The sequence below is a fragment of the Sulfuriferula sp. genome (genome assembly GCF_054605375.1).
Genome location: NZ_JBTSEG010000002.1, coordinates 50,357 through 76,897 on the forward strand (window position 1 = coordinate 50,357; position 26,541 = coordinate 76,897).

Sequence of the window (26,541 nt, forward strand, 5' to 3'; positions counted from 1 at the left end):
TGCCTTCGATATGTCGTTAGCCGCTCATTTGTCTTCCCGCCTGATCAACCGCTGCATCTATCAGCTACGTCTATTTTTCATTGCGCTGCAATTCTTTACGCGCGTGCCGGCTCCGCGCTGGGTCGGGTTCGAACCGGACTGGCTGCGTCACGCGGCACGTTATTTTCCGGCGGTCGGGATGGTCGTTGGCGTGGTTACGGCAGGTGTCTATGTGCTGTCGGTGCGGATCTGGCCACAGCCGGTTGCGGTGCTGCTCTCGATGATTGCCGGGATTTACCTGACCGGCGCCTTCCATGAGGACGGGCTCGCGGATACCTGCGATGGATTGGGCGGGGGCAACACGCCGCAGCGGGTATTGGAAATCATGCACGATTCGCGCTTGGGTGCCTATGGCGCCATCGGCATCAGCCTGATGCTGGTGTTGAAATTCGTCGTGCTCTCCAGCCTGCCGAGCTACGCGGTAGCCATGGCGTTGCTGGCGGCGCATCCGCTGTCGCGCCTGGCTTCGACCGCACTGATCTGGCGTCTGCTTTACGCCAAGGCGGACGGCAAAGCCAAGCCGCTTGCGCAGGCCATGTCGACGCTGGAATTCTGCATAGCTACGTTCACGGCGATATTGCCTGTAGCGGTAATGTACGCCGTCGGCTGGCTCTCCTGGCAAGCCATCGTCGCCGGCAGCATCGCGATGGTGGTGGGCACGCTGTGGCTGGCCGGTATTTTTTTGCGGCGCATCGGCGGCTACACCGGCGATTGCCTGGGTGCGCTGCAGCAGGTCGCGGAAGTGGTGTTCTACCTGGGTCTGCTGGCGGTTATCACGCACTGAGTACAACATCATGCGTCTTTATCTTGTCCGCCATCCGAAGCCGCTGGTTGCGGCCGATACTTGTTATGGCGGCACCGATCTGGCGGTGCCGGCGGAAGAGCAGGCGCGCGTGCTGTCCGCGCTATGCGCCGCTTTGCCCGAACGCGAGCCTCTATTTTGCAGTCCGTTGCAGCGCTGTGCCGTGCTGGCGGATAGTCTGGCCGATGCGCTCCATGCCGGGCCGGCAATCCATGATGCACGTCTCGCGGAAATGAGCTTCGGCAGTTGGGAAATGCGCGCGTGGGAGCAGATTCCTCGCGCTGAAATCGATGCCTGGGCCGATGACCTGGTGCACTACCGGCCCGGCGGCGGCGAGAATGTCCTGCAGGCGGCGCAGCGGGTACGCGCATTTCATGACGACTTGAAGCAGTCGCGGCGGGAATGCGCCATCGTGATTTGCCATGCAGGGACGATGCGCCTGATGATGGCTTGTCAACACGGTTTGCCACCTGCTGAAATGGCGCTGCGTGCCGCCCGCCTGCCGCATACCATCGCCTATGGCGAATTGATTGTTCTGGATTGTTGATCGGGAGAGCGGACTGCTGCGGCGTTTGTTTGCCCGGCTTGCAAGTTTTTTGGCCGGCGCATATAGTGCCCGGGTAGCATTGTTTCAGGTATTCCCCAAACAGTCGTTTGTGGAATGAAATGGGAAGTCGGTGAGTTTTCCGAATGGGCGAACAAACCCGACGCTGCCCCCGCAACGGTAATCGAGTAAAAGGCTGGCAATATGCCACTGTGCAATGCACGGGAAGGCGCTGACCCAGGGAAATCCGCAAGGGATTCCCGACTCGTGAGCCCGGAGACCAGCCTGGAGCTATTTAGAGTTTGTATCGCGGAGGGCGATTCAGATGGATTGCTCTGCTGCGCACCCGTCTCTCACTTCTTTCTTCACGTACAGGCTTGTTCACGCGTTTTGCGCGATGATCGGCAATGGGGAGCCCTCGTTCCTGTGTGTCATCGTGCCTTGAGTGCTCGCTAAGGAGGAATATCATATGTCGTCACTACCCGGTTTATTCGATAACGTCGATTCGCAGCCCCGTTCGGCTACCTGGAAAAACAAAATACTGCCGGCAATGTTCGCAGCGGGCCTCGGACTGGCGCTGCTTTATGGCGCAGCTTTCGCCGAGACGGCGGCGTTGCATAATGCTGCGCACGATGGTCGTCATTCCGCCGGTTTCCCGTGCCACTGAACCGCATGGCAGGAATGTCTGACCTGGCGGCGTTCAAACGCATTGTTTCCGCAGCGGTATTGGCGGGTATGCTGGCGGGTTTGTTATTGACCGCCATCCAGCAAATCCAGGTGAGCCGGATCATACTCAGGGCCGAAGTGTATGAGGACGCTGCGGCTGCATCGCAACCCGCCCATGCACATGCTTCCGCCGGGCATGAAGCCTGGCAACCGGCGAATGGTGTAGAGCGGACTTTGTTCACCGCCCTGGCGAATATCAGTCTGGCCGTTGGCTTCGGGTTGTTGCTGGGCGCCGCCATCTGTCTGCGCGGTAAAGCAAGCGGCTGGCGTAGCGGGCTGTTGTGGGGCCTGGCAGGGTATGGGATTTTTTTTGTGGCGCCTTCGCTGGGACTGCCCCCGGAAGTGCCCGGCGCCGCCGCAGCGCCGCTGGCTGATCGGCAGCTATGGTGGCTCATCACGGTGGCACTGACGGCGAGTGGGTTGTTGCTGCTGATTTTTGCGCGGACCTGGCAACTCAAAATACTGGGTGCAGTCATGCTGGGCATGCCGCATCTGATTGGTGCGCCGCAGCCACCAGTCCATGCCGGTACGGCACCAGCCGAACTGGCGCAGGCTTTCGTCTATGCCACGGCTGTTGCAAATGCCGTGTTCTGGCTGGCACTTGGTGGATTGACCGGATTGTTTTACAGAAAATTCGCTGACCATACTGCCTGACATGGGCAGCATGGCTCGCTTGATTTGATCGCTCCGGTTGTGGAATTGCCCGCACGCTTTTGAAGAAAATATGATGAGAACCCACACCAGACACGTACTCATGTGCGTTGGCCCGCGCTGTACCGAAGATGGCATACGGGCGCAGGCCATGTTCGAATTGATGGGGGAAAAGATCGATGCGCGTCCGGAACTGCGCGTCAAGCGCAGCAGAACCCACTGCATGGTCGCGTGCCGCAATCAGGGGCCGATCCTGGTGGTGTATCCGGAAGGCGTATGGTATCGCTGCGTCGACGAGAAGGCATTGGAACGGATCGTCGTCGAACATCTGGCCGGCGGGCGTGAAGTGGGCGAATTGATTTTCCATCGTCTGGGTGAAGGCGACACCTGCCCATCGGAAAACGAAGATGCGTGAAACGAATGCGGCGGGCGCGCCTATCGCGCTGTTGACGCACGCGCCGAACGACCTGACGGTGCTGCATAGCGCGCTGGCCCAGATGCCGCAGGAATTCCCGCCGGTGAGCGGTGTCAACCTGCAGGCACTCGAAAGTGAAGCGCAGATGACGGCGCTGCTGGCGCACGAACTCGCTGCGGCACGGATCATTATCTTGCGCGTGCTGGGACGCATTGGCAGCGTGCCCGGGTTTGCCGAACTGGTGAGCCAGGCCCGGCGGCAGGGACGGCATCTGATCGCAATCAGCGGCACCGGCGAACCCGACCCGGAACTGGCCGCGGTCTCCACCGTTTCACCCGCCGTATTGCAACAGACGCTGGCGTATTTTCAGGCGGGTGGCAGCGTGAATCTGGCGCAACTGCTGCGCTATCTGTCTGATCATTTGTTGCTGACCGGTTTCGGTTTCGAGCCGGCGCTGGCATTGCCCGAGCATGGGCTGTATCACCCCGGCCTGCCCGAAGGCGCGGGCATCGATGACTGGCTGGCGCAGCGGATGCCGCAGCGGCCGAGTGCCGGTATCGTTTTCTATCGCGCCCACTGGATGAGCGGCAACACGCGCTTCGTCGATGCACTGGTCGACGCGCTGGAAAAGTGCGGTATGAACGCGCTGCCGGTATTCACGTCTTCGCTGCGGGCTGGCGGGGAGGGGGCGGACGGCGGCATGCAACTGCCGACCGCGCTGCGCTATTTCAGCGCGGAGCAGGGCGCGCACATCGACGTGCTGATCAATACCACGTCGTTCGCGATGGGCGAAATCACGCCGGGCGGATCCACCCCGGCCGGCTGGTCGGTGAGCGCGCTGGAGCATCTCAATGTGCCGGTATTGCAAGCCATGACCAGCGGCATGATGCTGGAGCCGTGGCGGCAATCGGCGCGCGGCATGAATCCGCTCGATGCGGCGATGAACGTGGTGCTGCCGGAGTTCGACGGCCGCATCATCACGGTGCCGGTGTCGTTCAAGACGCGCGCCGCCGGCCTGTCCGGCGAGACGGTCGAATACGAACCGCTGCCCGATCGCGTGGCGCGCGTGGCCGCACTGGCGGCGCGCTTCGCGCGGCTGAAACGGCTGCGCAATGCGGACAAGCGCGTGGCCTTCATCTTCACCAATTCCAATAGCAAGGCAGCGCAGATCGGCAATGCGGTCGGCCTCGACGCGCCGGCATCGCTGATGCACATCCTGCGCGCGATGCGCGACGCCGGATATGACATCGGCCCACTGCCCGGGGATGGCACCGCGCTGATTCACGACTTGATCGATCGCTGTTCCTATGACCAGACCTATCTCACTGCCGAGCAGCTGACGCACGCGGTCGGCCGCATTTCCTCAGCAAAATACGCGACATGGTTTGCCGATTTGCCGCTCGAGTTGCAGGAAAAAATGACGACGCAATGGGGTGCCGCGCCGGGTGTCGCCTATGTGCATGACGATCATCTGGCGCTGGCGGGCATCGAACTGGGCAATGCTTTCGTGGCGCTGCAACCGCCACGCGGCTATGGCATGGACCCGGATGCGATCTATCACCAGCCGGATTTGCCGCCGACCCATCATTACTATGCGCTGTATCGCTGGCTGCGCGACGAGTGGCGCGCCGACGCCATCGTCCATGTCGGTAAACACGGCACGCTCGAATGGCTGCCGGGCAAGGGCGTGGGCCTGTCGGAAAACTGTTTTCCGGATGCGCTGCTGGCCGATATGCCCTTGTTTTATCCGTTCATCATCAACGATCCCGGCGAGGGTGCGCAGGCCAAGCGCCGCGCCCATGCGGTCGTGGTCGATCATCTTACGCCGCCGATGACCACTGCCGACTCCTATGGCGCGCTGGCCCAGCTGACGCAACTGGTGGACGAGTACTATCAGGTGGAGATTCTCGATCCAGCCAAGCTGCCGCTGTTGCAGCAACAGATCTGGGAGCTGGTGAAGGCAACCAATCTGGATGCGGATCTGCAGGCCAGGCTGCTGCATCACGACCATGATCACGGCGAACACAATCATGATCATTCGCATGGTCACGGCGATGGACACGATCACGACGCAGCGCTTCCCGCCGCATTGGCCAATATGGATGGCGCCGATGTCGCTCATCTGATCGAGGACCTCGACGGCTATTTGTGCGAGCTGGGGGCGGCGCAAATTCGCGACGGCTTGCACATACTCGGGCAGGCGCCGCAAAACGAACAACTGGTGGATATGCTGGTGTCCCTGACGCGGCTGCCGAATCAGGATATCCCCGGCCTGCAGGCGGAAGTGGCGCGGCTGTTCGGCCTGCAGATCGGGATGCTGCTGGAGTCCAAGGGGCGGCGTTTGAATGTGACCAGCGCACTGGGGCGCCTGGCCGAGCGGCCGGTCGTGACCCGCGCCGATGCGCTGGAAGCGATCGATGTGCTGTGCCGCAAGCTGTTCGTCGAACTGCATGCGCGCGGCCATCTTGCAGCGTGTATAGACGAAGTGCTGGACCTGACTTTTAGCGGATTCGACGCCGCTGGCAGCGCAGCAAACCAGACGCTGTTGCAACCTGCGCTGCGCGCGCACGGCAGCGTGTTGTCGCAACTGAAAAAGCCGCGTGCAAACGCGGGCATGGTGCGCGCTGTCCCGGTCGGCATCGACTGTAAAGAACCGGCGTCAGATACCGGAATTCGTTATGACGGCTTGCGCCGGGTACTCGGTTTCGCCTGCCGCGAACTGGTGCCGAACCTGGCGCGTGCGACGGACGAAATCGACAACCTGCTGAGCGGTCTGGCCGGCGGCTACGTGCCGGCGGGTCCGAGCGGTTCACCGACCCGCGGCATGGCGCATATCCTGCCGACCGGGCGCAATTTCTACTCGGTCGATCCGCGCAGCGTGCCGTCGCAGTCGGCCTGGCGCGTCGGCCTGCAGCTCGCACATGAAGTGCTGGCACGCCATCAGCGCGAAACCGGCGGCTACCCGGAAAGCGTCGCCATCAGCATCTGGGGCACCAGCGCGATGCGCACCCATGGCGACGACGTGGCGCAGATTCTGGCGCTGCTCGGCGTGCGTCCGCTGTGGCGGCCGGAGAACCGCCAGTTGACCGGGGTCGAAGTGATTCCGCTGGCGGAACTGAAACGCCCGCGCATCGATGTGACGACGCGTATCAGCGGCTTTTTCCGCGACGCCTTCCCGCAATTGATCGACCTGATCGACGACGCGGTCAATACCGTGATCAAGCTCGACGAACCGTTGACGCAGAACTTTGTGCGCAAGCATTACCTCGCCGAACTGGGCGACTGGATCGGCCAGGGCTTGCCGCAGGACGAGGCGGAACGCCGTGCCGCCTATCGCATCTTCGGTGCCAAGCCGGGCAGCTACGGTGCCGGTATTCTGCCGCTGATCCAGGAAAAAAACTGGCAAGCCGACGCCGACTTCGCCGAGGCTTATGTCAACTGGGGCGGCTATGCGTATGCGCGCAACACGCCAGGCGCGGACCAGCGCGATGCGTTCCGGGTGCGCCTGTCGGGCGTGCAGGTGGCACTGCACAACCAGGACAATCGCGAGCACGACATTTTCGACAGCGACGATTACCTGCAGTTTCACGGCGGCATGATCGCCACCATCCGTGCCCTGACCGGGCAGCAGCCGCGCCATTATTTCGGCGACAGCCACGATCCGGCGCGGGCCCAGGTGCGCGATCTGAAGGAGGAAACCTTGCGCGTGTTCCGCTCGCGCGTGGTCAACCCGAAGTGGCTGGCAAGCATCCAGCGCCATGGCTACAAGGGTGGGCTGGAACTGACCGCGACGGTCGATTACCTGTTCGGTTACGATGCCACCGCACAGGTCATGGACGACTGGATGTACGAGCAGGTGGCAAGCGCCTACGCGTTCGATCCCGTGATGCAGCATTTCCTGCAGGAAGCCAATCCGTGGGCGCAGAACGCGATTGCCGAGCGCTTGCTGGAAGCCGCCAGCCGCGGCATGTGGGCCGAGCCGAAAGCGCAGACGCTGGCAGCGCTGCATGAATTGTACCTGCACAGTGAAACCTTGCTGGAGGCGCGCGGCGAGACGTCGCGCGGCATATAAAGTGACAAGCATGCATTTTCCATTTTCCGCCATCGTCGGACAGCCGCAGTTGAAGACCGCGCTGCTGCTGTGCGCGGTCGATCCGAGCCTGGGCGGCGTGCTGATCCGGGGCGACAAGGGTACGGCCAAAAGTACCGCGGCGCGGGCGTTGACCGATATCCTGCCGCCGATCGAACGCATTGCCGGTTGTGCGTTCAATTGCCTGCCCGGCATACCCTGCGGGCACTGCGAGATTTGCAGTGATACGAGTGCAGCGGTGCAGCCTGCGGCGGTGCCTTTCATTACGCTGCCGCTCGGTGCGACTGAAGACCGCGTACTCGGCACGCTCGATCTGGAACGCGTGCTGCAGGGCGCCAAACGGGCCTTTCAGCCTGGCCTGCTGGCGGCCGCGCACCGCGGTATTTTGTATATCGATGAAGTCAACCTGCTGGCAGATCACCTGGTCGACGTGTTGCTGGACGTGGCGGCGATGGGCGTCAATTCGGTGCAGCGCGAAGGTCTGTCGGTCACGCACCCGGCGCGTTTCACCTTGATCGGCACGATGAACCTGGAAGAGGGCGACCTGCGCCCGCAATTGCTGGACCGTTTTGGCTTGATGGTTGAAGTGACGGCGCCGCGCGAGAAAACAGTGCGCGCCGAGGTGGTGCGCCGGCGTATCGCGTTTGAAGCCGGTCCGGCCGATTACGTTAGCGCCTGGGCCCGGCAGCAGGACGCATTGCGTGTGCAACTCGCCGCTGCACAGCAGTTGCTGCCGAACGTGGGTCTGGACGACGCGTTGCTCGACCTGATCAGCCATCTGTGCTGCGAATTCGACGTCGCCAGCCTGCGTGCCGACATCGTGATGCACAAGGCATCGCGGGCGCTGGCGGCACTCGACGGGCGCCTGCAGGTAACGCCCGACGACGTGCGCAGCGCGGCGCAACTGGCACTGCCGCACCGGCGCCGGCGCAAGCCTTTCGAGCAACCAGGCCTGGATCAGGACCGGCTTGACGAATTGATGCAGCAAGCCAGCCCGCCGCCAGAAGCAGAACGTGAATCCGATACATCATCAGAGGATGACGGGCCGCAGCAACAGCGCGAACAAGAAGCCGGACAGCAGGTTTTCGCAGCCGCGGCCAGCGGCACAGCGAGACAGATTGCCGTCGATACAGTCTCCGCGCATCCCATTGCCGGCCGGCGCAGCGAGGCACCGGATGCGCCGCGCGGACGCGTGGTGCGCGCGGTGCCGCATGACCATCCGAGCAGCCTTGCGGTCGGCGCGACGCTGCGCAGTGCTGCATTGCGCAATCCAGTGGAATTCCAGGTAAACAAAAGCGATCTGCACCAGCAGATTCGCGTGAGTAAAAGTGCCAACCTGATTCTGTTCGTGGTGGATGCCTCCGGCTCGATGGCAGCGCAGCGCCGCATGGAGGCGGTCAAGGGCGCGGTACTGGCGCTGCTGACCGATGCCTACCAGCGGCGCGACGAAGTGGCAGTCATCGCCTTTCGCGGCGATGCGGCAGCGCTGTTGCTGGCGCCTACCCGCAGCGTCGATCGCGCCGAGCAGGGCTTGCGTGAGCTGCCCACCGGTGGCCGTACGCCATTGCCGCACGCGCTGCAACTGGCGCTGCAAACCCTGCAGCAGGCGGATGCAAACGGCGCGCCGCCACTGCTGGTGCTGTTGACCGACGGCAAGGCAAACGTTGCACTGAGCGACGGCGGCGACCCATGGCGCGAGACGCTGGCGCTGGCAGAGCTGCTGGCCGTGCGTAGCGTACCGGCACTGGTGCTCGATACCGAAACCGGTTACCTGCGTCTGGGCCGGGCCGCACAACTGGCGCAGGCGCTGGGCGCCGAATGCCTGACGCTGGAGCAGTTATCGGCAGAGAATCTGGCGCTCACGATTCGTGCGCGCCTCAAAACAGCATGAACATCCAATGAAACCCGGAAAAGTTTATCTGATTGGTGCCGGCCCCGGCGATGTCGAGCTGATGACACTCAAGGCGGTGCGTTTGCTGGGCGAGGCGGACGTGGTGCTGCTGGACGATCTGGTCAACCGCGAGGTGCTGCGTTTCGTCGCGCCGGATGCGCAGATCATCGAGGTAGGCAAGCGCGGCGGTTGCAAATCGACGGCGCAGCTATCCATTCACGCGTTAATGCTTGAGCATGCGCAGGCCGGCAGCATTGTGGCGCGGCTCAAGGGCGGCGATCCCTTCGTCTTTGGTCGCGGCAGTGAAGAAATGCAATGCCTCGTTGCAGCCGGGGTGGCTGTCGAGGTGGTGAGCGGGGTGACTGCCGGCGTGGCCGTTCCGGCGGCGCTGGGCATTCCGTTATCGCATCGCGATTGTGCGCGCAGCATTACCTTTGTCACCGGTCATGCCTGCAACGATGGTACGGTGAACTGGCGAGGGTTGGCGGGGACCGGCGGCACGCTGGTGATTTACATGGGCATTGCCAATCTGGCGCAGATCGTCGCGCAACTGCTGGCCGCGGATTTGCCGCCAGCGCTGCCGGCTGCGGCGATTCAGCACGGCACTTTGCCGCAGCAGCGCAGCGTGGTGACTACGCTGGCGGAACTGCCGGCGGCAGTGCAGGCGCACGGCATAGGCAGCCCGGCTATCGTGATAGTCGGCGAGGTAGTCGGCATGGCGATAACCCAGTCGATAAAGCATGAAATTTTCGAGGCACAGTCATGATTATTTGTATCGGCGCAGGGCCGGGCGATATCGGTTACCTGACGCAACGCGGCGCGGAGCTGATCCGCGATGCCGAGGTGGTGGCCGGATTCGACACGGTGGTCAATGTGGTGAAAAGCATCATTCCCGCCAGCGCGGAAGTGGTGCTGATGAACTATCGCGACCAGGTCGCCCAGCTGGAACGGGTGGCCGCCGCGCACCATGCCGGCCGGCGCTGCGTGGTGGTGTTCATGGGCGATATCCACTTCAGCGGCTTCCAGTACCTGGAGCGAGTCGAGCGTGCCTGCGGCCATCCGGTCGACACGCTGCCCGGCATTTCATCGGCGCAGATCCTGGCTTCGCGCGCCAGGGTCTGCTTCGATGAAACCACGTTCATCACCTTCCATCGCCGCGGCGACCTCATGCCCTTCAAGCGACATCTGGTACATGTCCTGAACGACGAGCGCAACGCCATCGTGATTCCCTGTCCGTGGGATGCGGCGCGCTCGTTCATGCCGCGCCACATTGCCGCCTATTTGCTGGAAAACGGCGTATCGCCCGCTCACCCGACCGAAGTGTGGGAAAACCTGACCCGGGCCGAAGCCGAGTGGCACGGCACGCTGGCCGACTGCGTGGTGCGCGACTTCACCGACATGAGCATCATGTTGATCCGCACGCACAAGCCGATGGCCAGCCAGATCGAGCCGGCAGCGCGGCAATGAATCCCGCCGCGCCTTCATTCGGGATCGTGATCGCCGGTCACGGCAGCCGCGACCCCGACGCCGTGCGCGAATTCGAAGCGCTGGTCGAACTGGTGCGCGCGCGGACGCCGCAGCAGGTGGTCACGCATGGCTACCTGGAGTTTTCACGCCCCACCATCAGCGAAGCGGTGGCCGCCAATCTGGCGTGCGGCAGCCGTGCGGTGGCGGTGGTGCCGGGCGTGCTGCTGGCTGCGCGCCATGCGAAGAACGATATGCCGGCCGAACTGCTGGTGCTGGCGCGCGACTATCCGGCCATCGACTTTCATTTCGGCGCACCGCTCAATCTGCATCCGCAGCTGTTGCAACTGGCACAGGAACGCATCATTGCGGCCGAGTCCGCATCGAACCGGACGGTGCGCCGCGACGACACCTGCCTGGTGCTGGTCGGCCGCGGCACCACCGATCCGGATGCCAACGGCGAAGTCGCCAAGCTGGCGCGTATGCTGGAAGAGGGGATGGGTTTCGGCGGCGTTTATGTGTGCTATTCCGGTACCGCCAAACCGCTCGTGGCCGATGGTCTGCGGGCTGCGGCAAAGCTGGGTTTCAGCCGTCTGATGGTGTTGCCGTTTTTCCTGTTCGATGGCGTGCTGGTCAAGCGCATCCATGCTGCAGCCGACGCTCTGCAGCAGCGTGAACCTGGCCTCGAAGTATTGAAAGCGGCCTACCTTGGCGTACACAGTCATGTCGCAGATGTGATGCTGGAACGCGCGCGCGAAGCGGTCGAAGGCCGCGCTGCGATGAACTGCACCTTATGCAAGTACCGCGTGCAGATCGTCGGTTTCGAAGAACAGCTCGGCGAGCCGCAACGCGCGCACCATTTGCAGGTACGAGGTGTACTGGGCAAGGAAAGCCTGACGCAGAGCGTGCCCACTTTCGCCGCCTACGAACCGCATCCGATCGAGGCGGAAAGTTTCGACATCATCGCCGCCGGACGCGACTGGTCCGACTTTGCGCCGGCGCATCTGACGGTGCTGCAGCGGCTGGTGCATACTAGCGGCGATTTCGCTGCACCCGACGACATGTATTTCTCAGCCGGCGCGGTCGAGACCGGCATCCGCGCGATTTTGCGCTGCAAGCGCGTGGTTACCGACGTGACGATGGTGCAGACCGGACTGAAACGTGCGCTGGTCGAACAGCTCGGCGTGGAAACCTGGTGCGGGGTGCACGATCGCGAAACGCACCTGATGGCGGCGGCACAAGGCATTACGCGCTCAGCCGCCGGTATCCGCCGCGCGTTTGAAAAATTCGGCAACGACGTCGTGCTGGCAATCGGGGATGCGCCGACCGCGATTGTCGAGGCGGTGCGCCTGATCCGCGAACACGGCTGGCGGCCGCAACTGGTGATCGGCTTGCCGGTCGGCTTCGTCGGCACCCGTGAAAGCAAGGACGCGTTACGGCGCTGCCTGCAGGTGCCGCGCATTACCAATAGCGGCACACGCGGCGGCTCGCCGTGGGCAGCGAGCGTGGTCAATGCGCTGATGATTGACGCAGTGAATCAGCTTGCAGGGTATGAGCGAGCTTGAACGCACAGAATTCGATTTGCTCGTGCTGGCGCCGAACGGCCTGCGGCGCGGACGTACCACGGGTAGCTGCGCCACCGCGGCGGTCCAGGCCGCGCTTTATTTGCTATTGCGCGGGGTGCGGCAGGAACGTGCAGAGGTGACGCTGCCGGACGGCGCGCACTATCTGCTGGTGCCGATTCAGGATTTGCGTTGGCTCGATCAGCAGACCGTGCGTGCAGAGGTGCTCAAGGACGGCGGCGACGACCCGGACAACACTCACGGTGCGACCATCTTCGCCGAGGTGCGGCGCAACGCCACGGGACAGATTCGTTTCTTCGCCGGCAGCGGCGTCGGCACCGCGACCCAGCCGGGTTTGCGGGTGGCGGTGGGAGAGCCGGCGATTAACCCGGTGCCGCGCCAGATGATGCGCCAGGCGGTCGCCGAAGTGCTGGCGGAAGGATTGCCGGAAGAGCGGCAAGCAGGCTTCGATCTGACCATCGGCTGCGAAAACGGTGCGGCGATTGCGAGGAAAACCTTCAACCCGCGGCTCGGCATTCTCGGCGGTATATCCATCCTCGGCACTTCGGGCATCGTCGAACCGATGTCGATGGCGTCGTGGATCGCCTCGATCGAAGTGTACGTGCGCGTCGCGCTCGGCGGCGGCGCGCAGAGCGTGGCTTACCTGCCGGGCAAGATAGGCCGCACTTATGCCCGGGAGGTGTTGGGATTGCCTGAAAAGCGTACGGTGCAGATCGCCAATTTTCTGGGCGATGCGCTCGACTTCACGCAGAAGGCGCTGGACGAAGAGCAGCGCCGCCTCGATGTGCTGTGGCTGGCCGGGCACCCGGGCAAGCTGGCCAAGGTACTCGACGGCGTGTGGGACACGCATTCGAGCAAGAGCAGCATGGCGATGGCTTGTGTGGCGCGGGTGGCGGCGCAACGCGGTTTCGCGCAGCATCTGGTGCAGGAAATAGAAAACGCAAATACAGTGGAAGCAGCGATGGAACGATTGAAGAGTGAACCCGGCGCGCAGGCATTATGGATCGACATCGAACGGCGCATCGGCGTACGGGTGCATGCACGCGTGCCGGCAGTGGATAAGGTCGAAGTGCGCTTGTTCGATCTGCACGGCAATGCGCTGGGAGAGGACGCGTGAGCATGACACCGCAACTCGGCACCTTGTGGGGCATCGGCGTCGGCCCGGGACCGGCCGGTTACCTGCCGCTCGCGGCGCTCGATGCGCTACGCCAGGCCGACGTCGTATTCGCGCCGCGGGCGCGCAGCGCGGAAACCTCGGTCGCGCTGCAATGCCTGGCCGGTATTGATATCGCGCCGCATCGATTGCGGGAAATCGAGTTCAACATGGATTCGGACCGGACTGTGTTGCGCGAGCATTACGCACAGTTGGCCAACACGATTGCTGTCGATCTATGCGCCGGGCGCAACGTGGCTTACCTGACGATCGGCGATACGCTGACGTACTCTACTTACGGCTATGTGCTGGCCGCGCTGCGCGAGCGACTGCCCGGATTGCCTCACCGTACCTTTCCCGGTATCACCAGCTACGCGGCCGCGGCGTCGGCGCTGGGCTGGCCGCTGGGCGAAGGCAAGGAACGCACGCTGATCCTGCCGTGCCCGGACGATCCTGTTGCGCTGCGGCGCGACATCGAATCGCACGACATCGTGGTGCTGATGAAGGTCGGTGCACGCCTGGCCTGGGTACTCGATCTGCTGCGCGACATGGGCATTGCCGAACATTGCGCGTTTGCGCGCCGCATCGGTTTGTCCGGCGAAATGCTGGCAGCCGATGTCGGCGATTTATGCGCGACCGAGGCGATGGGCTATCTCGCCACACTGCTGATCCGCAAGACACCAAGACAGAAAAGGCATACATGAAGGTTTATTTCATCGGCGCCGGTCCCGGCGCATCCGACCTGATTACGCTACGCGGCGCCAACCTCCTGGGCCGCGTCGATATGGTGCTGTATGCCGGTTCGCTGGTGCCGACAGAGATGTTGCAGCATTGCCGCCCGGATGCCGAATTGCTGGATACCGCCAAGCTCGACCTGGAACAGCAGGAAGCGTGTTACTGCCGCGCCCAGGCGGCTGACCGCGACGTGGCGCGCCTGCACTCCGGAGATCCCGCCATTTACGGCGCGACCGCCGAGCAGATGCGGCGGCTTGACGCGCTGGGCATCGAATACGAAGTGGTGCCGGGCGTATCGTCATTTACTGCTGCGGCGGCGGTGATCAAGGCCGAGCTGACCAAGCCTGACGTGTCGCAGACCGTAATTCTGACCCGCGTATCCGGACGCGCGTCGGCAGTGCCGGATTCGGAAGCGGTCGCCAGATTGGCCGAGCATCGCGCCACCATGTGCATTTTTCTGTCGGGGCCGCATCTGAAAAAAATCGTCACCGATCTGCGCCTGCATTATCCGGCAGATACGCCGGTGGCACTGGTTTATCGGGCCACATGGCCCGAGCAGCGCGCCTATCAGGGCACGCTGGGTAATGTCCTCAAAGAGACCAGGCGTAAGGATTGGAACCTCACCACCATGCTGCTGGTCGGCGCGGCGCTGGGACGGGATGCGCAGACGGAATCGAGTTTGTACTCCAAGGACTTCACGCATATTTTCCGCGTGGCGAAGAAAAAAAAAACAGAAAGCGGCAACGTGAACGAATCACTCGGTATCTGGCTGGTGCGCGCTGAAAGCGAAGCGCTGGCGTCTGCCTTGCAAGCCCGGCTGGGGGGGGCGGTGTACCGGCCCTGGCTGAATGCCCCGACGCAACAAGCGCAGTTTGCCGCAGCCTATCGGCTGCATACGCAGTGGGTCATGCTGGCGGCAAGCGGTATTGCCGTGCGCTTTCTCGATGGCATGATGCAGGACAAGCACAGCGACCCGGCCATGGTGGTGCTGGATGAGGCGGGCCGTTTTGCCATCGCGCTGCTGGCCGGTCACGAAGGCGGCGCCAACCGCCTGGCTTATCGTGTGGCCAATGCCGTCGGCGCGGTGCCGGTGATCACCACGGCGACCGAGGCTGTTAAATCCCTGGTGGTCGGTATCGGTTGCCGCAAGGGCGTGTCGGCCGGGCAGATCGAAGCGGCGCTGCGGCAGGCACTTGGTACGCGTCGCCTGGACGAGGTGCGCGAGGTGGCGACAATAGCCCTGAAGGCAAATGAGCCGGGATTGATCGAATTCTGTACGCGCCATGACTTGCCGCTGCGCGTGTTTGCGCACGCCACGGTGGCGGCGCGGGCGTGGGTGACGCAGCCGTCGGATTGGGTGCGTCAGAACCTGGGCCTGGATGGCGTATGCGAGCCGTGCGCACTGATCGCCAGCCCGCGCGGCAAGCTGGTGGTGCCGAAAATGGCTTTGGACGGCGTTGCCGTGGCAGTGGTGGAAGATCATTGGATGGAAGCATGAGCGGTGTATTGAATCTGATTTCGGTCGGGCCGGGATTTAGCGACCTGATTGTCCCGCGTGCCGAAGCGGCGCTGCGCGACAGCGACGTGATCGTGGCCTACGAATTGTATTTGCGCTGGATAGCGCCGTGGCTGGCAGGCAAGGAAATCCACACGCCGCCGCTCACGCAGGAACGCGAGCGCGCCTTGCTGGCAATAGACAAGGCGCGTGCCGGGCATAAGGTCGCATTGGTTTCCAGTGGCGACATCGGCATCTACGCAATGGCCGCGCTGGCGTTCGAGGAAATGCGCGAAGACGATACCTATCAGGTCAACGTGGTGCCCGGTATTACCTCGGCCAACGCCTGCGCGTCGTTGCTGGGCTCGCCGCTGTCGCACGACTTCGCCACGCTCAGCCTGTCCGATCTGCTGTGCCCCTGGGAGTGGATCGAAAACCGCGCCCGGCATATCGCCCAGGCTGACCTGGCTTGCGTGTTTTACAACGTGCAGAGCGCCGGCCGGCAAGAGGGTGTTTATCGCATTCTCAACATCATGCTCGAATCCAAGGCGCCGCATACCTTGTGCGGCGTGGTGAAGAATGCCTATCGGCCGGAGCAGCAGGCCGGCATCTATCGCCTGGACGAATTGCCGGCGTTGAAGTTCGATATGCTGACCAGCATCGTGATCGGCAACCGCTTTACCGAGCGCAAGCGCGACTGGATTTTCACGCCGCGCGGCTACAACGACTGGGCAGCGTCGGACGCGCAGCCTCCAGACACGTTGCCGACAGAAGCTGTCTGGGTATTCTCCGGTACCAGCGACGGCAATGCGCTCGCGGGCGAACTGGCGGGGCAGGGCTATCGTGTGGTGGTTTCGACCGCGACCGAATACGGCGGCGAAGTGGCGCTGCAGAGCAATCCGAACCTGGCAGTCTGGGCCGGCCGGCATGGCGTCGAGGCGCGCCGGCAGGTTCTGGCCGGCAGCCGGGCAAGCGTGCTGGTCGATGCGACACACCCTTATGCATGCGTGATTTCCGAGCAGCTCATCGGCTTGTCGCGCGAGCTCGAAATTCCGTATATCCGCTTCGAGCGGCCCAGTGCGGTCGCACCAGATAGCGAAGAATACGGTGAAATGTGCGCATCGATGGAACAAGCCGCCGAGCGGGCCATCGTATTGGGCAAGCGGGTTTTTCTCGCCACAGGCTCCAAGGACCTGGTGACTTTCCTGCAAGCGCCGGGGGCGGACAAGATCGAGTGGTTTGCACGAGTCACGCCCGAGCCGGAATTCATCCGCCGTGCCATTGACCTTGGCCTGCCGCGCAGCCGCATCTGCGCGATGCAGGGGCCGTTCTCGCAGGCATTCAACAGCGCGCTGTGGCGCGACTGGCAGATCGACTGCGTCGTCACCAAGGACTCAGGCGATGCTGGCGGATACGGCGCCAAGGCCGTAGCGGCGCAAGCGCTGGGGATTCCGCTATTGGTGGTGCGGCGCCCGCAGCTCGAGTATCCGCTCGCGGTTTCAAGCTTCGTCGAGGTATCGCGACTATTGGTTGCATGGGGCATCGCATGAATTCACTGATCCCAGTCACCATCGTCACCGGTTTCCTGGGGTCTGGCAAAACCACACTGCTGCGCAGCCTCGTCGAGCACCGGCAAACCCGGCGGCTGGCGCTGCTGATCAACGAATTCGGCGAAGTATCCATCGACGGCACACTGATGCGGGATGCCGCTGACGGCAACCAGGTGCGCATCCACGATTTTGCCCACGGCCTGATTGCCTACGGCGACGACGAGCGCTTCATTCCCACCATGAAAGCCATCGCTGCTCGCCGTGCCAATGTCGACCACGTGCTGATCGAAACCTCCGGACTGGCGCTACCAACGGCGGTGATGGCGTTGCTGCAAGGCCCGGATCTGGCGAACGATTTCATTCTGGACGCGACGATCTCGGTCGTCGATACGCCCTTGCTGCTGTCCGGCCAGTTCGAGCGCGCTGCGGAAATCGGTCCGCAGGCCGCGGTCGCCGCCTTGTTCGAGCAGCAGCTCGAATCCGCCGACGTGGTGGTGCTCAACAAAATAGACGGCCTCGACGAGGACACCTTGTTGCAGGCTGAAACCCGCGTGCGCCAGCGCGCGCCCAAGGTGCGCTTTCTCGAACTCGCCCACCGGGCGCGGCTGGACATCCGGCTCGCGCTCGGCCTGCGCTTGCATCAACCCGCGATGGCGAACCACGCACACCGCTATACACCGCTGGCAACCATACCGGGTGACAATACCGTGCCGCTCGCGAGCCAGCAGCGCCTGAACGGTCATTCCCATTCCGGCCTGCCCAGCCATAGCCACGGCCTCGAGACGCACAAGCATTTTCACGAGCAGGATCCGGGCTGGCTATCGTTTGTGTTGCGCAGTTCTGCACCGCAGCAGCAGGCACGATTGCAGGCCGCGCTGGTCGAGGTGGCGCGGGTGGAGCCTGTCTTGCGTACCAAGGGATTCATCCATGCCGGCGATTCGACCGCGCTGGTACAGGGCGTGCGCACGCGCGTGGTGATCGGTGCCGAACCCAGTGGCAAGACGGTACAAAAATCGGAACTGGTATTCATCGGCTACCACCTGAGCCGCGCCAATATCGCAGCGTTATTGACCGAAATGACAGGAACCCTCTGGAAATGATATGAAAACCGATCCCGAATCCCACAAACGCATGACCCAGCGCCACAAGGAAGGCTTCGAAAAAAAGAAGGCCGCCGCGCAAAAGGAAAAAGGCCTGCTGATCGTCTACACCGGCACCGGCAAGGGCAAGTCCACCGCCGCATTCGGCATGGGCCTGCGTATCCTCGGCCATCAGATGAAGCTGGGCGTGGTGCAATTCATCAAGGGCGCCTTGCACAGCGCCGAACGCCAGGTGCTGGGAAGTAACCCCAATTGCGATTTCCATGTGGTCGGCGCTGGTTATACCTGGGATACCCAGGATCGCGCAGCTGACATGAAAACCGCCGCCAACGGCTGGGCCGAGGCGGTCAGGATGGTCAACGATCCTTCCTACGACATGGTGATACTCGATGAACTCAATATCGTGCTCAAGTATCAATATCTCGATCTGGCCGAAGTCTTCGAGGTGTTCGGCAAACGGCGCGAGATGCTGCACATCGTCGTCACCGGTCGCCATGCGCCGGAGGGATTGATCGAACTAGCCGATCTCGTCAGCGATATTCGTCCGGTCAAACATCCGTATCAGGAGCAGGGTATCAAGGCGCAAAAAGGCGTGGAGTTCTAGCGTGCAAACGCGACGCTGCCCGGCGCTATTCATCAGCGCACCCGGTTCCAACCACGGCAAGACCACCGTGACGGCGGCACTGGCGCGTCATCACCGCGAGCAGGGCCGCAAGGTGCGCGTGTTCAAGGCCGGGCCGGATTTTCTCGATCCGATGATACTCGAGCGCGCTTGCGGCCAGCCGGTGTATCAGCTGGATCTCTGGCTGGCGGGCGAAGCAGCATGCCGCCGCCTGGTATATGAAGCGGCGGCCGATGCCGACCTGATCCTGATCGAAGGCGTGATGGGCCTGTTCGACGGCACGCCGAGCAGCGCCGACCTGGCGCAATTGCTCGACGTGCCGGTGCTGGCGGTGATCGACGCCACCGGCACCGCGCAAACGCTGGGCGCGATCGCGTATGGGCTGGCCAATTTTCGGCCCGGGCTGGCGTTCGCCGGCGTGCTGGCCAATGCGGTTGCCAGCGCCCGCCATGCAGAAATGATCGTGCAGGGCATGTCGCCGGGAATGCATTATGCCGGCGGATTGCCGCGCACAGCGCAATTCGCTTTACCGGAGCGGCATCTGGGCCTGGTGCAGGCCGCAGAGATTGCCGATCTCGAAGCGCGCCTGGCGGCAGCCGCCGCGTCGATTGCCTCGACCACGCTGGCCGCATTGCCGGCAGCAGTGGAATTCACCTGCGCGCCGGCACAAACGCTGCCGCCACTGCTGGCCGGCATCCGCATTGGCATTGCACGCGACGCGGCGTTTTCGTTTATCTATCCGGCCAACCTGGATTTGTTGCGGGCGCTGGGCGCCGAGCTGGTTTTCTTTTCGCCGCTCGCCGATCGGGCCCTGCCGGCGGTCGACAGCCTTTACCTGCCGGGCGGCTATCCGGAACTGCATCTCCGGCGATTGCAGGATAACGCGCCAATGAAAGCCGCGCTGCACGGCCACTTCCGGCAGGGCAAGCCGATCGTCGCGGAGTGCGGCGGCCTGCTGTACCTGCTCGAATCGCTCACTGACAAAGCCGGACAGCGCGCCGCGATGACGGGCATTTTACCGGGCCACGCCGTCATGCAAGCGCGCTTGCAAGGTCTGGGTTATCAATCCGCGCCGCTGCCGGGCGGCGTGCTGCGCAGTCATGCTTTTCACCACTCTCTGATCGATACGCCACTGGTTGCCACCGCATCCGGCGAGCGTTTGTACAATACCTCGCAAGGAGAAAGGATTTTTCAATTGGAGCGGCTGACGGCAACTTACCTGCACTGTTATTTTCCTTCCCATCCCAGCGCGGCCGCCCGGCTGTTCCTGCCATGAACCGATTCAGCAACGATGACATCGCTGCCGTATACAAAGTGATTGCCGAACGGCGCGATATCCGCCATTTCCTGCCGGACCCGATCGAGCCGGAACTGCTGGCGCGCCTGCTGCATGCCGCGCATCTGGCCCCCAGCGTTGGTTTCATGCAGCCGTGGCGGTTTATCCGGATTTCCGACCCAGCCCTGCGTATCAGTATTTATCGGATGGTCGAGCAGGAGCGCATCAACACCGCACATGCCTTGCACGAGCGCGAAGACGAATTCATGCGGCTCAAAGTGGAGGGCGTGCGCGAGTGCGGCGAATTGCTGGTGGTGGCGTTGATGGACCGGCGCGAGGAACATGTTTTCGGACGCCGCACGCTGCCGGAAATGGACCTCGCCTCGGTCGCCTGCGCGATCCAGAACATCTGGCTGGCAGCGCGCGCCGAAGGCATCGGCATGGGCTGGGTGTCGCTATTCGATCCGCAACAGCTTGCCCTGCTGCTGGGCATGCCCGCCGGCGCCAAGCCGATTGCGATCCTGTGCCTCGGCCATGTAGAGGCCTTTTATCCGAAGCCGATGCTCGAACTTGAAGGCTGGGCGGCGCGGCAGAAGCTGCAGGACATGGTGTATGAAAATACGTGGCGCAATCAGGACGAGAGTCATGGCGAAGCGGAATGAACCCGAATCGATTGCCACCATTTAAATGGCGCTGCATCGTGAACCGCAGTTTTCATCTGTGTAGCGCATGAATTTTTTGAGATCAACAGACATGATTCGTACTCTGGTATTGGGCGGTGCACGCTCCGGCAAAAGCGCCTATGCCGAACAGCTCGCTGCAGCTACCGGCAAGGAGGTGGTCTATGTCGCGACTGCGCAAGCGGGCGATGCCGAAATGGCGGCGCGCATCGCCCGCCACCGGCAGCGGCGCGATCCGACCTGGAGCAGCGTGGAAGAACCGCTGGCGCTGGGCGCTGCCATCGCCGAATGGAGCGGGCCGGAACGCCTGGTCCTGGTCGATTGCCTGACCGTCTGGCTTTCCAATCTGCTGTTCTCCCAGCAGCAGATATTTCCTGATGTCGGCGAGATTGCTCCGCCCGCGCGTTTTCACGAGGAGCGTCAGCGTTTCCTGCGCGCGCTGCAGCAGGCCGCCGGCGATGTGATCCTGGTATCCAGTGAAGTCGGCATGGGGGTGATCCCGCAAGGCGCGATATCGCGCTGGTTTGTCGATGAAGCGGGTTGCTTGAATCAGGCGGTGGCGGCGAGCTGCGAGCGTGCAGTGTGGGTCGCGGCCGGTTTGCCGTTGGTGCTGAAAGACTGACCATGCTGATGGCATTGAGCGTAACGATGGTCGCGTTGCTGGTCATCATCGGCGTGGTACTCGATTTGATTCTTGGCGAGGCACGGCGCTGGCATCCGCTGGTGGGATTTGGCCGGCTGGCCAATCTGCTGGAACGCAGGCTGAATCAAGGCGGAGACAAATACTGGACGGGCGCACTGGCGTGGCTGCTGGCGGTATTGCCGTGGGTGCTGCTGGCCTGTCTGGTCATCCGCTGGAGCGCGGCCCTGGGAGTATGGGCGAGCGCCGCCATCCACGCCATGCTGCTTTATTTCAGTCTGGGCTTGCGCAGCTTGCGCGACCATGCGCTGCCGATCGAACGGGCGCTGGTACAAAGCGACCTGGCCCTGGCGCGCCGCTTGACCGCGCGCATCGTCAGCCGCGATACGGCGCAGGCCGATGCATCCGGCTTGGCCAAAGCCGGCGTGGAATCCCTGCTGGAAAACGGCAACGATGCCGTGTTCGGCACGCTGTTCTGGTTCGTCGTCGCGGGCGGGCCGGGCGCACTATTGTTCAGGCTGGCGAATACGCTGGATGCGATGTGGGGATACCATACCCCGCGCTATCATGCCTTCGGTTGCGTGGCTGCGCGCATCGACGATGCGTTGAACTGGATTCCGGCACGGTTCACCGCACTGTCTTACGCCTTGCTGGGCAACACCCGAACAGCGTTGCGCTGCTGGCACACGCAGGCACCCAACTGGTCCAGCCCCAATGCCGGTCCGGTTATGGCGGCGGGTGCAGGCGCCCTGGGCCTCGCACTCGGTGGCGCGGCCGTTTACGATGGGGTCGTTGAGAACAGGCCGGCGCTGGGGAGCGGCTGCGCCGCCAGCGCAACCGACATCGGACGCGCATGGCGATTGGTGGCCGCCACCACCGCGCTATGGATCATCATGCTGAGCATCGCGGCATGTATCGCTTTGTTGAAAGCGTGATGCATGCTTGAACATGGCGGCAACCTGCACGACGCGATCGTCCGCTTTGGCCGGCCGCGAGAAGACTGGATTGATCTTTCTACCGGCATTAATCCGCAGTCGTATCCTGTCCCTCCTTTGGCTGCGGATGCGTGGCATCGCTTGCCGGAGGCCAGCCCGGCATTGGCCGCTGCCGCGGCGGCCTATTACGGCGCGTCACGGGTATTGCCAGTGGCGGGTACGCAAGCTGCGATTCAAGCGCTGCCGCGCTTGCGCGCGCCAGCGCAGGTCGTGGTGGCGGCGCCCGCGTATGCCGAACATGCGCATCGCTGGGCGCAAGCAGGCCATGCGTTGCGCGAAGCCGGCCATCAGGAACTGGGCTCCGCGCTGGCGGATTGCGAGGTGATGGTGATCTGCAATCCGAACAATCCGACCGGTGCCACCATCGCACCTGAAATACTGCTGGCCTGGGCCGGGCAGCTGGCATTGCGCAACGGCTGGCTGGTGGTCGATGAGGCGTTTGGCGATACCGCGCCGCAGTTGAGCGTCGCGGCCTGGTCTGATCGGCCGGGGCTGATCGTGCTGCGCTCGGTGGGCAAATTTTTTGGCCTGGCTGGCCTGCGCCTGGGCTTCGTCGCGGCACAGCCTGCGCTGCTGTCGGCGTTGTCGGATAGGCTCGGTCCGTGGTCGGTGAGCGGCCCGGCGCAACACATCGGATGCGCTGCCTTGGCCGATCGTTCCTGGCAGCAGGCGATGCGCAAACATTTGTTGAGCGCCGGCGAGCGTTTGCACAGGCTGCTGGCCAGTCATGCGATCAGCGCGAGCGGCACCGCCCTGTATCAATGGTGGCCCGAGCCGCACGCCGAAGCATTTTGGCAGCACATGGCGCAACGCGGCATTTGGGTGCGCTTGTTCACGCGCGGCGCGTGCGGCATACGGCTGGGGTTGCCGCCGCACGAGGCGGGCTGGCAGCGTCTGGAGCAGGCGCTAGCGGCATGGACGGCATCGAAAACAGGACTGTGCGAAAAACCGCAGCAAGCAGGCAAACCCAGAGGAGAGCACCGATGAATTTTCCGTATTCCACCTTGATGGTGCAAGGCACGACCTCCGATGCCGGCAAAAGCACCGTGGTGGCGGCGCTATGCCGTTTACTGGCAAGGCAAGGCGTCAGGGTGGTTCCTTTCAAACCGCAGAATATGGCGCTCAATAGCGCAGTGACCGCGGATGGGGGAGAGATCGGGCGGGCGCAGGCGTTGCAGGCGCAGGCGGCCGGGCTGGTGCCGCATACCGACATGAACCCGGTGTTGCTCAAGCCATCCAGCGATACCGGCGCGCAAGTCATCATCCATGGCAAACTGCGGGCCGACATGAACGCGCGCGATTACCAGCAATACAAGACGGTCGCGATGCAGGCGGTGCTGGCCTCGTACCGACGGCTGGCTGAACAATATGAAGTCGTGATCGTGGAAGGTGCCGGCAGTCCGGCCGAAGTCAATCTGCGCGAGCGCGACATCGCCAACATGGGTTTCGCCGAGGCGGTCGATTGCCCGGTGATCCTGGTGGCCGACATCGATCGCGGCGGCGTGTTTGCGCACATCGTGGGCACCCTTGCATGCTTGTCCGAGAGCGAGCGACAACGCATTGTCGGCTTCGTCATCAATCGCTTTCGCGGTGATATCAGTTTGCTGGAACCGGGGCTGGAATGGCTGGAACGCCAAACCGGTAAACCGGTGCTGGCGGTGTTGCCGTATTTGCAGGGTTTGTTCCTGGATGCCGAAGATGCGATCCAATCAGCGCAAACGACGGGTGGAGGATTTCGAGTCGTGGTCCCGGTCTTGCCGAGGATCAGCAACCATACCGACTTTGACGCGCTGCGCGCCCACCCGGATGTGGATATGAAATTCATCGGGCCGGGGCAAGCGATTCCGCCAGCCGATCTCATCATCCTGCCCGGCAGCAAAAGTACCCGTGCAGACCTGGCCTGGTTGATCGAACAAGGCTGGCGGGAAGCGTTGGGCAAACACCTGCGTTATGGTGGCAAGGTCATTGGGATCTGCGGAGGGTTTCAGATGCTGGGCAAGACGATCGCCGATCCGCACGGGGCAGAAGGTTTGCCGGGCGTATCGCAAGCGCTCAACTTGCTCGACATTGATACCGGGTTGACACAACACAAGCGCGTGGTCCAGGTCAGCGGCCGTTGCGCGTTTGCTGATGCCGGCGTGAGCGGTTACGAAATTCATATGGGAACCTCGCATGGCGCGGCGCTCAACAATCCCGCTTTTTATATTGACGGCCGGCCCGAAGGCGCGCGTTCGGCGGATGAGCAGGTCCTGGGCACCTATCTGCATGGTTTGTTCGATACGCCGCAAGCATCCGCAGCATTGCTGCGCTGGGCCGGGCTCGCCAACGCCAGCGTGGTTGACCTGAATGTATTGCGCGAGAAAAGCCTGGATCGGATAGCAGACGCTGCAGTGCCGCTATTCGAAGCGCTTGTGGCTACCCGCCAGAATCTGACGATACCTTCAAATATGGAAGGCCAGGTTATCGAGTAACCTCATCGATGAAAGCCAAACCGATCCCGAAGTTCGGATGTATTGGCTATGCTGGATGCAGTGCTGGGAAGTCAGTCCAAGACCGGGGTCGCTAACGCGGCTCCGATTCCATTGGGCCACCTTGCGGTAGCCGGTTAAGGCCATATTGATCCGGCCAATAAAAATTTGTTGTAGCTGGGCAGATAGAACACCTCGATCTCGCCTTCAGATCGACCAGTTGGACGAGTGCCCGGCTTCAGACCAGAATGGACCATTACAAAGCTTGGGTTTAGGCAGCCAGACGTATTATGAAATGTGAATCAGTGTTTTTAATTATCAATCCTGGACAGTGTCGTCACGAGCTATATCAAATAATCTTTTACATAAACTGTGCGGTGGACGCGAATGGCTGAGTCCTATCAAGGACATGACATCTCCGATGCGGCGTGGGCGCTGCTTGAGCCACGATTGCCGGGACGCAAAGGCGTGTGGGGTGGCATCGCACACGACAACCGCCGATTTATCAATGCGGTATGCTGGATTTTGAGAACGGGTGCGCCATGGCGGGATTTGCCGCCCTCGTATGGGGACTGGAAGAACACGCACCGAAGGTTCTGCCGATGGCGTGACAACGGCGCCTGGGAGGCATTGCTGGAGCAATTGATCGACGATCCTGATTACGAATGGCTGATGATTGATGCCAGCCATATCAAGGTTCATCCGCACGCCGCAGGCGCCCGTGGCGGCAATCAAGCCATGAGCCTTGCAAAAGGGGGCTCAACACCAAGCTGCATCTGGCCGTGGATGCGTTTGGTATACCGATCCGAGTCATTGTTACGCAAGCTACCACCGCAGATTGCACGCAGGCTGGGAAATTAATCGAAGGCATCAGCGCCGGGTACCTGTTGGCCGACAAAGGCTACGACAGCGATGCCATCGTCGAGCAGGCCACCGCTCAAGGCATGAGCATCGTGATCCCGCCCCGCAAGAACAGAAAGGCGCAACGAAGCTATGACAAGCACCTCTACCGGCACCGCCATCTCGTCGAGAACGCATTTCTGCATCTCAAACGCTGGCGGGGCATCGCTACGCGCTACGCTAAAAACGCCGCATCATTCCTGGCTGCAGTTCGCATACGCTGCCTTGCCCTTTGGCTTGCTATCTCGTGACGATACTGTCTAAGCTGGCTATAGAAAAAGATTGCATTTCCAAAGCCGACGCCGAAAGGTTATTAAGTAAATTAAGCCTTGAAATTGAAGCGGCAAAAAAAGCAGAGTATGAAGATGAAAATTATGTTTATGGCTCAGCCGCTCCTTCGCGTGACGAGCTAGTCGAGAGATTTCGGCTTGAAGCAAAATTGACATGGGGCGGCATGATTCCGGAAGCCATGATGCAGAAATTGTTCGGCGTAGGGCACGGGCTTCCTATAAAGGATGGCTGCACAACGTCCAGGAAATATGCTTTAAAGATGGTTGCGCTCCGAGAGGAAGCATTGGCGAACTGCTACAGGGAATAAAGCGTGATTGGCACAGCGCTGGCACAGTGAATGCCGCAACTATATAGGATACTGGCACAATTCTGGCACACTGGATATGCTGAATGCGTAGTAAATTGAGAGTGGGCTGGCTGGTGCCTACAAG

Annotated in this window: 23 protein-coding genes, 1 pseudogene and 1 riboswitch; all 24 genes and pseudogenes read left to right on the top strand. The window is 62.4% G+C overall.

Annotation, left to right across the window (positions count from 1 at the left end):
* Nucleotides 1-10: 10 nt before the first annotated feature.
* Nucleotides 11-823, top strand: coding sequence for an adenosylcobinamide-GDP ribazoletransferase (locus ACYCZJ_RS01835; protein ID WP_461552524.1), 813 nt, complete (start codon nucleotides 11-13; stop codon nucleotides 821-823).
* Between the two features lie 10 nt (nucleotides 824-833).
* Nucleotides 834-1,388, top strand: coding sequence for a histidine phosphatase family protein (locus ACYCZJ_RS01840; RefSeq protein ID WP_461552525.1), 555 nt, complete (start codon nucleotides 834-836; stop codon nucleotides 1,386-1,388).
* Nucleotides 1,389-1,457: 69 nt separating this feature from the next.
* Nucleotides 1,458-1,688, top strand: a riboswitch (cobalamin riboswitch).
* Between the two features lie 166 nt (nucleotides 1,689-1,854).
* A complete protein-coding gene (locus tag ACYCZJ_RS01845; RefSeq protein ID WP_461552526.1) occupies nucleotides 1,855-2,052 on the top strand; it encodes a CbtB domain-containing protein in 198 nt (65 codons plus the stop codon).
* Between the two features lie 5 nt (nucleotides 2,053-2,057).
* Nucleotides 2,058-2,765 (top strand): CbtA family protein, encoded by a 708-nt coding sequence (locus ACYCZJ_RS01850; protein ID WP_461552527.1) that lies wholly within the window; start codon nucleotides 2,058-2,060, stop codon nucleotides 2,763-2,765.
* Between the two features lie 70 nt (nucleotides 2,766-2,835).
* On the top strand, nucleotides 2,836-3,177 hold the full coding sequence (locus tag ACYCZJ_RS01855; RefSeq protein ID WP_461552528.1) for a (2Fe-2S) ferredoxin domain-containing protein: 342 nt from the start codon (nucleotides 2,836-2,838) through the stop codon (nucleotides 3,175-3,177).
* Nucleotides 3,170-7,249, top strand: coding sequence for a cobaltochelatase subunit CobN (locus ACYCZJ_RS01860; RefSeq protein WP_461552529.1), 4,080 nt, complete (start codon nucleotides 3,170-3,172; stop codon nucleotides 7,247-7,249). The genes ACYCZJ_RS01855 and ACYCZJ_RS01860 overlap by 8 nt, the downstream gene beginning before the upstream one ends.
* A gap of 10 nt (nucleotides 7,250-7,259) precedes the next feature.
* Nucleotides 7,260-9,158: a putative cobaltochelatase gene (locus tag ACYCZJ_RS01865; RefSeq protein WP_461552530.1), complete on the top strand. Its 1,899-nt coding sequence runs from the start codon at nucleotides 7,260-7,262 to the stop codon at nucleotides 9,156-9,158.
* Between the two features lie 7 nt (nucleotides 9,159-9,165).
* On the top strand, nucleotides 9,166-9,924 hold the full coding sequence (gene cobA / locus ACYCZJ_RS01870; RefSeq protein WP_461552531.1) for a uroporphyrinogen-III C-methyltransferase: 759 nt from the start codon (nucleotides 9,166-9,168) through the stop codon (nucleotides 9,922-9,924).
* Complete coding sequence (locus ACYCZJ_RS01875; RefSeq protein ID WP_461552532.1) at nucleotides 9,921-10,625, top strand: cobalt-precorrin-7 (C(5))-methyltransferase; 705 nt, start codon at nucleotides 9,921-9,923, stop codon at nucleotides 10,623-10,625. The genes cobA and ACYCZJ_RS01875 overlap by 4 nt, the downstream gene beginning before the upstream one ends.
* Nucleotides 10,622-12,187: a precorrin-8X methylmutase gene (locus ACYCZJ_RS01880; protein WP_461552533.1), complete on the top strand. Its 1,566-nt coding sequence runs from the start codon at nucleotides 10,622-10,624 to the stop codon at nucleotides 12,185-12,187. Before ACYCZJ_RS01875 ends, ACYCZJ_RS01880 begins: the two co-directional genes overlap by 4 nt.
* Nucleotides 12,174-13,322, top strand: a complete 1,149-nt coding sequence (cbiD, locus tag ACYCZJ_RS01885) for a cobalt-precorrin-5B (C(1))-methyltransferase CbiD (protein WP_461552534.1) — start codon at nucleotides 12,174-12,176, stop codon at nucleotides 13,320-13,322. Before ACYCZJ_RS01880 ends, cbiD begins: the two co-directional genes overlap by 14 nt.
* Nucleotides 13,323-13,324: 2 nt before the next feature.
* Nucleotides 13,325-14,062 carry a precorrin-2 C(20)-methyltransferase gene (gene cobI, locus ACYCZJ_RS01890; RefSeq protein WP_461552535.1) on the top strand — a complete coding sequence of 246 codons (738 nt, stop codon included), beginning with the start codon at nucleotides 13,325-13,327 and terminating at the stop codon, nucleotides 14,060-14,062.
* A complete protein-coding gene (gene cobM / locus ACYCZJ_RS01895) occupies nucleotides 14,059-15,591 on the top strand; it encodes a precorrin-4 C(11)-methyltransferase (protein ID WP_461552536.1) in 1,533 nt (510 codons plus the stop codon). Before cobI ends, cobM begins: the two co-directional genes overlap by 4 nt.
* Nucleotides 15,588-17,138 carry a precorrin-3B C(17)-methyltransferase gene (cobJ, locus tag ACYCZJ_RS01900; protein ID WP_461552537.1) on the top strand — a complete coding sequence of 517 codons (1,551 nt, stop codon included), beginning with the start codon at nucleotides 15,588-15,590 and terminating at the stop codon, nucleotides 17,136-17,138. The genes cobM and cobJ overlap by 4 nt, the downstream gene beginning before the upstream one ends.
* Entirely contained in the window at nucleotides 17,135-18,238 is a 1,104-nt protein-coding gene (locus tag ACYCZJ_RS01905) for a CobW family GTP-binding protein (protein WP_461552538.1), read from the top strand. The genes cobJ and ACYCZJ_RS01905 overlap by 4 nt, the downstream gene beginning before the upstream one ends.
* A gap of 1 nt (nucleotide 18,239) precedes the next feature.
* Nucleotides 18,240-18,842, top strand: coding sequence for a cob(I)yrinic acid a,c-diamide adenosyltransferase (cobO, locus tag ACYCZJ_RS01910; protein ID WP_461552539.1), 603 nt, complete (start codon nucleotides 18,240-18,242; stop codon nucleotides 18,840-18,842).
* Between the two features lies 1 nt (nucleotide 18,843).
* Entirely contained in the window at nucleotides 18,844-20,136 is a 1,293-nt protein-coding gene (locus tag ACYCZJ_RS01915) for a cobyrinate a,c-diamide synthase (protein WP_461552540.1), read from the top strand.
* Complete coding sequence (gene bluB, locus ACYCZJ_RS01920) at nucleotides 20,133-20,798, top strand: 5,6-dimethylbenzimidazole synthase (RefSeq protein ID WP_461552541.1); 666 nt, start codon at nucleotides 20,133-20,135, stop codon at nucleotides 20,796-20,798. Before ACYCZJ_RS01915 ends, bluB begins: the two co-directional genes overlap by 4 nt.
* Before the next feature lie 91 nt (nucleotides 20,799-20,889).
* Complete coding sequence (gene cobU / locus ACYCZJ_RS01925; RefSeq protein WP_461552542.1) at nucleotides 20,890-21,438, top strand: bifunctional adenosylcobinamide kinase/adenosylcobinamide-phosphate guanylyltransferase; 549 nt, start codon at nucleotides 20,890-20,892, stop codon at nucleotides 21,436-21,438.
* A 2-nt stretch (nucleotides 21,439-21,440) separates the two neighbouring features.
* Nucleotides 21,441-22,391: an adenosylcobinamide-phosphate synthase CbiB gene (cbiB, locus tag ACYCZJ_RS01930; RefSeq protein WP_461552543.1), complete on the top strand. Its 951-nt coding sequence runs from the start codon at nucleotides 21,441-21,443 to the stop codon at nucleotides 22,389-22,391.
* Nucleotides 22,392-22,394: 3 nt separating this feature from the next.
* Complete coding sequence (gene cobD, locus ACYCZJ_RS01935) at nucleotides 22,395-23,438, top strand: threonine-phosphate decarboxylase CobD (RefSeq protein ID WP_461552544.1); 1,044 nt, start codon at nucleotides 22,395-22,397, stop codon at nucleotides 23,436-23,438.
* On the top strand, nucleotides 23,435-24,922 hold the full coding sequence (locus ACYCZJ_RS01940) for a cobyric acid synthase (RefSeq protein ID WP_461552545.1): 1,488 nt from the start codon (nucleotides 23,435-23,437) through the stop codon (nucleotides 24,920-24,922). The genes cobD and ACYCZJ_RS01940 overlap by 4 nt, the downstream gene beginning before the upstream one ends.
* Before the next feature lie 384 nt (nucleotides 24,923-25,306).
* Nucleotides 25,307-26,070 (top strand): annotated as a pseudogene (locus ACYCZJ_RS01945) (IS5 family transposase).
* Nucleotides 26,067-26,417, top strand: a complete 351-nt coding sequence (locus ACYCZJ_RS01950) for a hypothetical protein (protein WP_461552546.1) — start codon at nucleotides 26,067-26,069, stop codon at nucleotides 26,415-26,417. Before ACYCZJ_RS01945 ends, ACYCZJ_RS01950 begins: the two are co-directional and overlap by 4 nt.
* Nucleotides 26,418-26,541: the final 124 nt, after the last annotated feature.

Coding starts and splice junctions, on each gene's coding strand:
- cobU (WP_461552542.1), top strand. CDS start 20,890: ATGATTCGTACTCTGGTATTGGGCGGTGCACGCTCCGGCAAAAGCGCC.
- ACYCZJ_RS01840 (WP_461552525.1), top strand. CDS start 834: ATGCGTCTTTATCTTGTCCGCCATCCGAAGCCGCTGGTTGCGGCCGAT.
- ACYCZJ_RS01875 (WP_461552532.1), top strand. CDS start 9,921: ATGATTATTTGTATCGGCGCAGGGCCGGGCGATATCGGTTACCTGACG.
- cbiB (WP_461552543.1), top strand. CDS start 21,441: ATGCTGATGGCATTGAGCGTAACGATGGTCGCGTTGCTGGTCATCATC.
- cobM (WP_461552536.1), top strand. CDS start 14,059: ATGAAGGTTTATTTCATCGGCGCCGGTCCCGGCGCATCCGACCTGATT.
- cobD (WP_461552544.1), top strand. CDS start 22,395: ATGCTTGAACATGGCGGCAACCTGCACGACGCGATCGTCCGCTTTGGC.
- ACYCZJ_RS01860 (WP_461552529.1), top strand. CDS start 3,170: ATGCGTGAAACGAATGCGGCGGGCGCGCCTATCGCGCTGTTGACGCAC.
- ACYCZJ_RS01835 (WP_461552524.1), top strand. CDS start 11: ATGTCGTTAGCCGCTCATTTGTCTTCCCGCCTGATCAACCGCTGCATC.
- cbiD (WP_461552534.1), top strand. CDS start 12,174: ATGAGCGAGCTTGAACGCACAGAATTCGATTTGCTCGTGCTGGCGCCG.
- ACYCZJ_RS01880 (WP_461552533.1), top strand. CDS start 10,622: ATGAATCCCGCCGCGCCTTCATTCGGGATCGTGATCGCCGGTCACGGC.
- cobI (WP_461552535.1), top strand. CDS start 13,325: ATGACACCGCAACTCGGCACCTTGTGGGGCATCGGCGTCGGCCCGGGA.
- cobJ (WP_461552537.1), top strand. CDS start 15,588: ATGAGCGGTGTATTGAATCTGATTTCGGTCGGGCCGGGATTTAGCGAC.
- bluB (WP_461552541.1), top strand. CDS start 20,133: ATGAACCGATTCAGCAACGATGACATCGCTGCCGTATACAAAGTGATT.
- cobO (WP_461552539.1), top strand. CDS start 18,240: ATGAAAACCGATCCCGAATCCCACAAACGCATGACCCAGCGCCACAAG.
- ACYCZJ_RS01845 (WP_461552526.1), top strand. CDS start 1,855: ATGTCGTCACTACCCGGTTTATTCGATAACGTCGATTCGCAGCCCCGT.
- ACYCZJ_RS01850 (WP_461552527.1), top strand. CDS start 2,058: ATGGCAGGAATGTCTGACCTGGCGGCGTTCAAACGCATTGTTTCCGCA.
- ACYCZJ_RS01940 (WP_461552545.1), top strand. CDS start 23,435: ATGAATTTTCCGTATTCCACCTTGATGGTGCAAGGCACGACCTCCGAT.
- ACYCZJ_RS01865 (WP_461552530.1), top strand. CDS start 7,260: ATGCATTTTCCATTTTCCGCCATCGTCGGACAGCCGCAGTTGAAGACC.
- ACYCZJ_RS01905 (WP_461552538.1), top strand. CDS start 17,135: ATGAATTCACTGATCCCAGTCACCATCGTCACCGGTTTCCTGGGGTCT.
- ACYCZJ_RS01855 (WP_461552528.1), top strand. CDS start 2,836: ATGATGAGAACCCACACCAGACACGTACTCATGTGCGTTGGCCCGCGC.
- cobA (WP_461552531.1), top strand. CDS start 9,166: ATGAAACCCGGAAAAGTTTATCTGATTGGTGCCGGCCCCGGCGATGTC.